Annotated in this window: 11 protein-coding genes; all 11 read left to right on the forward strand. The window is 62.1% G+C overall.

Features of this window, described 5'->3' with window-relative positions:
* Positions 1–128: 128 nt before the first annotated feature.
* Positions 129–383: a hypothetical protein gene (locus V8324_RS06330; RefSeq protein ID WP_336419082.1), complete on the forward strand. Its 255-nt coding sequence runs from the start codon at positions 129–131 to the stop codon at positions 381–383.
* A complete protein-coding gene (locus V8324_RS06335; RefSeq protein WP_336419083.1) occupies positions 380–1,168 on the forward strand; it encodes an NAD(P)H-dependent oxidoreductase in 789 nt (262 codons plus the stop codon). Before V8324_RS06330 ends, V8324_RS06335 begins: the two co-directional genes overlap by 4 nt.
* Positions 1,165–2,079: a PhzF family phenazine biosynthesis protein gene (locus tag V8324_RS06340; protein WP_336419084.1), complete on the forward strand. Its 915-nt coding sequence runs from the start codon at positions 1,165–1,167 to the stop codon at positions 2,077–2,079. Before V8324_RS06335 ends, V8324_RS06340 begins: the two co-directional genes overlap by 4 nt.
* Before the next feature lie 109 nt (positions 2,080–2,188).
* Positions 2,189–2,890: an SDR family oxidoreductase gene (locus tag V8324_RS06345; protein ID WP_336419085.1), complete on the forward strand. Its 702-nt coding sequence runs from the start codon at positions 2,189–2,191 to the stop codon at positions 2,888–2,890.
* 412 nt (positions 2,891–3,302) lie between these two features.
* Complete coding sequence (locus V8324_RS06350) at positions 3,303–4,295, forward strand: hypothetical protein (RefSeq protein ID WP_336419086.1); 993 nt, start codon at positions 3,303–3,305, stop codon at positions 4,293–4,295.
* A 201-nt stretch (positions 4,296–4,496) separates the two neighbouring features.
* Entirely contained in the window at positions 4,497–5,036 is a 540-nt protein-coding gene (locus V8324_RS06355) for a hypothetical protein (RefSeq protein WP_336419087.1), read from the forward strand.
* Positions 5,020–5,148, forward strand: a complete 129-nt coding sequence (locus tag V8324_RS06360; protein WP_336419088.1) for a hypothetical protein — start codon at positions 5,020–5,022, stop codon at positions 5,146–5,148. The genes V8324_RS06355 and V8324_RS06360 overlap by 17 nt, the downstream gene beginning before the upstream one ends.
* A gap of 36 nt (positions 5,149–5,184) precedes the next feature.
* Positions 5,185–6,306: a GDP-mannose 4,6-dehydratase gene (gene gmd, locus V8324_RS06365; RefSeq protein WP_336419089.1), complete on the forward strand. Its 1,122-nt coding sequence runs from the start codon at positions 5,185–5,187 to the stop codon at positions 6,304–6,306.
* 61 nt (positions 6,307–6,367) lie between these two features.
* A complete protein-coding gene (locus V8324_RS06370; protein WP_336419090.1) occupies positions 6,368–7,195 on the forward strand; it encodes a sulfotransferase domain-containing protein in 828 nt (275 codons plus the stop codon).
* Positions 7,192–8,157 (forward strand): GDP-L-fucose synthase, encoded by a 966-nt coding sequence (fcl, locus tag V8324_RS06375; RefSeq protein WP_336419091.1) that lies wholly within the window; start codon positions 7,192–7,194, stop codon positions 8,155–8,157. Before V8324_RS06370 ends, fcl begins: the two co-directional genes overlap by 4 nt.
* A gap of 28 nt (positions 8,158–8,185) precedes the next feature.
* The coding region (locus V8324_RS06380) for a sugar phosphate nucleotidyltransferase (RefSeq protein WP_336419096.1) at positions 8,186–8,271 on the forward strand (86 nt) is incomplete at its 3' end.

An 8,271-nucleotide genomic window follows, 5' to 3' on the forward strand; every position in this document is an offset into this window, starting at 1 on the left:
TTTGTGAAGAGGGAGTCACGCCACCAATATCGCCGTCAAGGAGATGCGAGACGCAGAACGCCGCATCCCGCGAGAACGTTTTCCTGGCCGCGAACGCCGGGAGAGCCCAGTCTGAAAGGAGGTCCGACATGCATCACATCGACCGCATACGTCTCTTGAACCACCCCGATCCGCGGATGCGCGCCGCGGCCGCCGACGCCGCGCGGCTGCGGTCCGAGCTCTGGCGCCTTGTCCTGAGCCGGGCGTTCAGCGCCGTGCAGAAGGCGGTGAGAGCGCTTTTGCGCGCCGCAGGTCGGCGCCTCGGCCCGTCGACGGAGTGCCGGGAAAGCCACACGGCCATGGGTGGTCTCTGGCCCAAGCCTCGGACGGAGGGCTGCAGATGAAAGCCCTGATCGTGCATTGCCATCCCGATCCGCACAGCTTCAACGCGGCGCTGACCGAACGGGCCGTGAAGACCCTGCGCCGCATGGAGGCAGAGGTGGATGTCTCCGACCTCTACGCACAGGGCTTCGACCCAGTGGAGCATGCCCGGCACTATCGCGACCCTGTGGATCCCGACGCCTTCGCGCCACTGGCCGAACAGCGGCATGCCTACCGGACGGGCACGCTGCACGACGACGTGGCGCGCGAGATCGCGCGGCTTGACTGGGCGGATCTGGTGATCCTGCAGTTTCCGCTCTGGTGGCATGCGCAGCCGGCGATGCTCAAGGGGTGGTTCGACCGGGTCTTCGTCAGCGGTGGGCTTTATACCAGCCGCATGCGCTACGACACCGGGTATTTCCGCGGCAAGCGCGCGATCTGTTCGGTCACCAGCGGCGCGCCGGAGGCGGCCTTCGGCCCCGGCGGGCGGGGCGGCGATATCGACGCGCTGATGTGGCCGATCCAGTATTCGCTGCATTACATGGGCTTCGATGTCGCGGCCCCGATGCTGTCGGCGGGCGTGCAGGGGCACGGCTATGCCTACCGGTCCAAAAACAGCCTGGTGGCGCATCTCGGCGGCCTGCTGGACCGGTGGTCCGACCGTCTGCAGCATGTGATGGACGAGCCGCCGTTACGGTTTCCCGGCTGGGATGACTGGGACGAGTTCGGCCGGGCGCTGAGCCCGCCAACGAATCCCGCAACCGGGCTGGCAAAGACAAGTCTTGAACAGGAAAGGAGCACGCCATGACACACGCACCCGACACCGCCGACGCGCCCCGCACGGTAACCATGCAGATCGTCAACGCCTTCATCCGCGACGGGGCGGGCGGCAACCCGGCCGGCGTGGTGCTCGACGCCGATGATCTGGGCGAGGCCGAGATGCAGGCCATCGCCACCAATGCCGGGCTGTCGGAGACCGCCTTCGTCTCGCAATCGCGGACCGAGACCTTCAAGCTCGATTTCTTCACGCCCACCCGCCGGATCGCGCATTGCGGCCATGCCACGGTCGGGACGTTTTCCGTGCTGGCCGCACGCGGCCGAGTGCGGGAGGGCTGGAGCTCCAAGGAAACCGTCGACGGCCCGCGCGCGATCCGCATCGCCGAGGGCGCGGCCTTCATGGAGCAGACGGCGCCGCGCTACAGCGACGCGGCCGACTGGGCGCAGGCCGGCGTAACGCGCGCGCAGGTGCTGGGCGCGCTCGGCCTTGGCGAAGATGACCTGATCGATGGCGTGGCCCCAGTGGTGGTCGATACCGGGAACCGGTTCCTGCTTGTCGGGCTGCAGAGCACCGAAACCATGCGCGACCTGACGCCGGACCTCGCGGCGCTCGACCGGATCAGCGAGCGGCTCGACCTGATCGGTTTCTACGTCTTCGTGGCCCTCGAGGGCGAGACCGACGCCACAACGCGCATGTTCGCGCCGCGCTACGGCATCCCCGAGGAATCGGCCACCGGCATGGCCGCCGGTCCGCTCGGCTGCCTGCTCTATGACCGCTTGTGTCGCCGCAAGGACCGCCTGCTGGTCGAGCAGGGTGCGTGGATGACACCGCCATCGCCCAGCCTGCTCGACATCCGCCTGACCCGCCCGGACGGCGCGATCACCGGCCTGATGGCCGGCGGTTATGGCCGCGTGATGGAGGAAAGAGTGATCGGCTACTGAGCCGGGCAAACGTGACCCGAACACGGCGCGCAGGTTTGGATGCGCCGGGATCGGCCTTCCGCGCCCGTCTGCGCCAACCGTTCGGGTCGAGATTTCCAAGGAGGATGACATGACCGACAAGACCTGCCTCATCATCGGCGGCGGCCGCGGCATGGGGGCTGCCACCGCCCACGAAATGCACGCGCGCGGCTACGCCCTCGCGCTGATGTCGCCGTCCGAGAGTTGCGAAAGGCTGGCCGAGGAGCTGGGCGGTGTCGCGCATCGCGGCCGGGCCGAAAACGCGGAGGACACGCAAGCGATCTTCGATCTCGCCCTTGAAACCCATGGCGGCATCGACGCCTGCCTGATCCATGTCGGCGGCCCGCCAAAGGGCGACCTTCTCGACATCCCGGACGCGGACTGGGACCGCGCGCACGAGATGGTCCTCAAACCGGTCATTCGCATGGCGCGGCTGCTGACGCCAGTGATGACGGCACAAGGCGGCGGGTCGATCGTCAACATCACCACCTTTTGCGTCTTCGAGCCATCGCTGACCTTCCCTACATCGAGCGTCTACCGCGCCGCCGTGTCGAACTTCACAAAGCTCTATTCCGACCGTTACGGTCCCGAAAACATCCGCATGAACTGCCTGCTGCCCGGCTTCACCGACAGCCTTGACCTCCCGCAGGAGCTTGCCGAGAAATCCGCCCTCCGACGCTTCGGGCGGGCAGAGGAGCAGGCCCGCGTGGCGGCCTTTCTGCTGACCGAGGACAGCAGCTACATCACCGGCCAGAGCCTGCGCGTCGACGGTGGCATGACACGACATATGTGACGGTGCGTGATGGGATCGGCCGGGTGGGTTACGTTCCGGGCATCGTATATGCCGTCTGCATCATTGCCAGCCGGGGGCGCGGCTCGGCAGGAGACCGCGCGGCCCAAAGCTGATCGGCCGGACCGGGCAGGATACCAAGACCACGGCATTGCCGACCGACGGCTCGGACCGGCTCGACGCGCCGGCCACCCGCAATGGATCGAGCCATTCGAGCCCCGCTCACACGCATGAGGGTCCATGTCCTTGTTCGATTAACACGCGTGAAGAAAAGGTTGCGCATGGCACTCGCCTGCAAGTAGTAGTCGTGTACGTACGATACGAAGACGCCTGAATTCAGTGCACCCTCCGTGATTGCAGAGCTGATTGGCCGTTGACCGATAACCAAAACTGGCTGCGGGATGCTTGATTCTACATGACCGAAGCTGCTGAAATGAACGCCTTCACGACGTTGCAGGATTTCTACAACGAGACGGAGGGTGCCGTTGCGCCATGCGGATCGAGGATCGTGCATTGCGTCAATCCGTTCCCCGCAGCGCCGGGATCCGAACATGACAGGGCCCAACGTGTGACGTTCGACTCGATGACGCGTGCACGGTCGGTGTCGCGACAGCTTCAGCCGCAACTTGACGTGCGTTTCGCCAAGGTCACTGATGCACAGGACGTCTCAAGCTCGTTGATCGCATTCGACGATCACTGCAGGATCGACCGGACCGTAACTGATCTGGCGGACTTCAAGATCCCGAGGCCGCTGCCGATCATGATGGACGTCTTGACCGCCGTTCCGGTGGATCCGGACGATATTTTCATCTTCACCAACGTCGATATTGCCCTCGTTTCAGGGTTCTACGGTTTTATTGAGGCGATCTTCTCTCGCGGGACGGATTGCGCGATCATCAACCGCCGGACGATCTCCGGCATTTACGAGGACGAGCGCGACCTGTCGTTGATGGCCTGCGAGGCCGGCGCACCGCATCCGGGCTTCGACTGCTTCGCGTTTCGCGGCCGGCTGCGGGACGCCCTGCTGCCCTATGAGAGTTGCGTTGGCATCGGGGGGGTGATGCAGCCGCTTCTGCACCAGCTGCTGGCGCTGGCCGAGCGGCCGGTCGTTCTGGTCGACGCGCATGCGACATATCATCTGGGCAATGACCGTCAGTGGGCGCACGAGGATTTCTCGGACTACCTCGAACATAACCGGCGCGAGATCGACCGGGTCTTTCAGGCGCTGCTCGATGATCCGGCGATCTGCGAGCGGATGGTGAAGCGACTGCTGACGGCGCCCCGGCCCGGTATCTTTCCCAACCGGTTGCGTGTCCTGGCCGGGCTTCCGGAGCAGGCCGCACCGCGCCGCCGGAACGGGCTGGCCCGGCGCGTGAGATCCGCGATGCGCAGGGTCCTGACGCAGTGACTTCGCACGGGTTGAATATCACGCAGACCAACCGGCAGGCCCAAAGGAATTTCTGGACAAGCCCATGTCCCCATGGACTCGAAACCGTGACCGATCCGGTCCGTTGAACGTGACAGCGCGAGATCCAGCCCCTTATCCATTGTCTCGCGAAAGCGTTTGCCACATTGTCCTTGCAACCTTGGAAAAAAGAGGTGCGCGCCCATGCCTCTGAAGACGATGATCCTCGACACACCGCTGGAAGCCCCGGCACGATCCATCATGCATCTTGTGCGCTGGCCGAGACGAAAATCGAAACCTGTCATGCATTGGTTCAAACAAAAGTCGAGACATATCCGTATCGCCCTTGCGTCCCGAAATAACCGAGACGTGAGCGACATTGACGTCGTGATCTGTTCACCTGGAGGCGTTGCAACAACGATGCTTTTGGAGCATGTTGCATGTTTTCTGCGCACGAATGGCCAAAATGACGCAGACACACTGAAACATGTTCCACGCGCAGAGATGATACTATCTGATCCGAAATTCCAAGGCCAGATGATATATGTTTATGGTGAGATGGATTCTATTGTCGCGGGTATCGAATGTCGTTGCTTCGTTCGGATTCAGGGTGCCAAACTCGGCAGCATGTCAGCGGTGCTTCCCGAAAAGCGCCAGCAGAAATGCATTCGCAAAAGCCGTCTCGGCCCAGATCGAGACTTTCCTCAGTTGCAAGGACCAGCGCCTGATGACGATGCGCTTTGAGGACCTTTGGGAAAGCTCGGAAAGATTGGCCGACTTTCTAGCTATTGAAAATCCGCAGTTTCTAGAAGAGTTTCCTCAGAGAAAACGCCGCCAGACCGAGCAAACCGACTAAGCGTTGCGCTTAAAAGTAAGGACAGCATCGAATACCATGACCAAACGCGCGCTCATTACCGGAATCACCGGCCAGGACGGATCGTATCTGGCGGAGTTCCTGCTGGAGAAGGGCTATGAGGTGCATGGCATCAAGCGCCGTGCCTCGCTGTTCAACACCCAGCGGATCGACCATATCTATCAGGATCCGCACGCCAACCACCAGTGGCTGAAGCTGCATTACGGCGATCTCACCGACAGCTCGAATCTCACCCGTATCCTGAGCGAGGTGCGTCCCGACGAGGTCTACAATCTTGGCGCGCAGAGCCATGTCGCGGTGAGTTTCGAAGCGCCCGAATACACCGCAGACGTGGATGCGATGGGGACGCTACGCCTTCTCGAGGCGATCCGTTTTCTGGGGCTGGAAAGGACCACGCGCTTCTACCAGGCCTCGACATCAGAGCTTTTCGGTCTCGTGCAGGAAACCCCGCAGCGGGAGACCACGCCGTTTCACCCGCGCAGCCCCTATGCCGTGGCCAAGATCTATGCGTACTGGATGACCGTCAACTACCGCGAAGCCTACGGAATGTATGCCTGTAACGGAATCCTGTTCAACCATGAAAGCCCCCGCCGTGGCGAGACCTTCGTGACGCGCAAGATCACGCGCGGGCTGGCCAATATCGCGCAAGGGCTGGAGGATTGTCTCTACATGGGCAATATCGACGCGCTGCGCGACTGGGGCCATGCCAAGGATTACGTGCGCATGCAATGGATGATGCTGCAACAGGAGGTGGCGGACGATTTCGTCATCGCGACGGGCAAGCAGTATTCGGTGCGGGATTTCATCATCTGGACAGCCGCCGAACTGGGCCTCGCGCTGGAGTTTTCAGGCGACGGGGTGGACGAGATCGCGACAGTCGTGGAAGTTGCAGGCAACCAAGCCCCCGCCCTTGCGCCCGGAGACGTAATCCTGCGCATCGACCCGCGCTATTTCCGCCCTGCCGAGGTCGAAACGCTTTTGGGCGATCCGTCGAAGGCCAAGGACCGGTTGGGCTGGGCGCCGGAGATCACCGTGCAGGAAATGTGCGCCGAGATGGTGGCAGAGGATCTGCGCACCGCCCGGCGGCATGCGCTCTTGAAAGAACACGGACTGGACCTGCCGGTCGCAATGGAAGGGTGAAGGAACGAGTGCTGCGCACAGAAACGATCAGCCTTAAAACAATAGTAACGAGACGTTCAGAATGAAGAGATCCCGCCCCAGCACCGCTCCATTTTCCGCGCCATGGCTGCGCACGGCCGCCATGGCGCTTGGACGTTCGCGCGTTATCGGGATCTATTCCTATCCCAAGTCGGGAAACACTTGGTTGCGCTCCATTATCGGTGCCCAAATGCAAACTGGTCTGAAGGGTGTGCCCGACACTCACAGGGAAAGTTTTTCAGACGCCGAGAGGCTGCGCGGAGCATATTTTTACAAGTATCACGGGCGCGATCTGCGACCCTTCCATCACATGCCTATCCGCACGAGCCATGTCATCCATATCCGCCGGAATCCGCTGGATGTATTCTTATCCTATCTGAATTATCTCTCGGACAAAGTCACCGGAAATGCGCCAGTACGCTTCCCTTCCGTTGAAGCGATCGCAGGAACTCCTCTGTTTGACGCATACTTTTCGACGTTCGTTATCACAGGCCACCTAACTCGTTTAGTGGCGGTGACAGGGGACTACTTCGACCACAACGCCACGTGGCTCGCTCGATCCCAAAGCGATTCCCAGATCTGCTGTCTGCGCTATGAGGACATGTTGCAGGATCCGGTCGCCACTCTTTCGTTTCTTCAGGATTGGATAGGGGTGGACGAGGCCAGCTTGGCGAGCATGGTACAGGCTGCCGAACACACCACCCGTAAGGATAACCGGTTTTTCTGGCGCAAGCAGGAGCGTAACTTTCTGAATTTCCTGAGCCCCGGCCAGATAGCCTTTTTCTTGGAGTACCGCGGGGCACAGGCAGAGCAACTCGGGTATGACGCGTCATATTTCAGCGCTCTGCCGATGCAGGAGGCGAAGCCATGAGAACGTTCATCGCCGGCCATCGGGGCATGGTGGGGGGCGCGATCCTGCGCAGGCTGCTGGCGCGGCAAGACGCAGGCGAGGATCTGACCCTGATCACCGCTCCGCACGCGGAGCTTGACCTCACCGATCAGGCGGCGGTGCGGGCGTTCCTGTCGGATCAACGCCCGGACGTGGTGATCCTCGCTGCGGCCAGGGTCGGCGGCATTCATGCCAACGCCACTTATCCGGCGGAGTTCATCTATGAAAACCTGATGATCGAATGCAACGTGATCCATCAGGCACATGAGGCAGGAGTGAGGCGGCTTTTGCAGCTTGGCTCGAGCTGCATCTACCCGAAGGCCGCGCCGCAGCCAATGCGCGAGGATGCGCTGCTGACCGGCTCGCTGGAGCCCACGAACGAGCCTTACGCCATCGCCAAGATCGCCGGGATCAAGCTTTGCGAAAGCTACAACCGCCAGTTCGGAACCGATTACCGCTCGGTCATGCCGACCAATCTCTATGGGCCGGGTGACAATTTCCACCCCGAGAATTCCCATGTCCTGCCCGCACTGATCCGCCGGTTTCACGAGGCACGCGAAGAAGGGCGCGAGGAGGTCACGATCTGGGGCACCGGCCAGCCGATGCGCGAATTCCTGCATGTCGATGACATGGCCGAGGCGTCGCTTTTCGTGCTGGATCTCCCCAAGTCCACCTATGACGCCAACACAGAGCCGATGCTTAGCCATATCAACGTCGGGACTGGCGCGGATATCACGATTCTTGATCTGGCGCGGCTGGTGGCGCGCGTGACCGGTTTTCAGGGCCGCATCGCCACCGACCCGACAAAGCCCGACGGCACGCCGCGCAAGCTGATGGATGTCAGCCGTCTGGGCAAGATGGGCTGGTATGCACGGATCGGGCTGGAAGAGGGCGTTGCGGGCACGTATCGCTGGTTTCTAGACCACCGTGATTGTCGCGGCTGAGGCCGTTCATTGGCATAAGGGGGCAGGCATGGCGCAGGAGATTCACCCGCTTTTGCTATGCGGCGGGTCCGGGACGCGGCTTTGGCCGTTGTCGCGCAAGAGCTATCCCAAGCA

The sequence above is a fragment of the Roseovarius sp. D22-M7 genome (genome assembly GCF_037083785.1).
GTDB lineage: Bacteria > Pseudomonadota > Alphaproteobacteria > Rhodobacterales > Rhodobacteraceae > Roseovarius.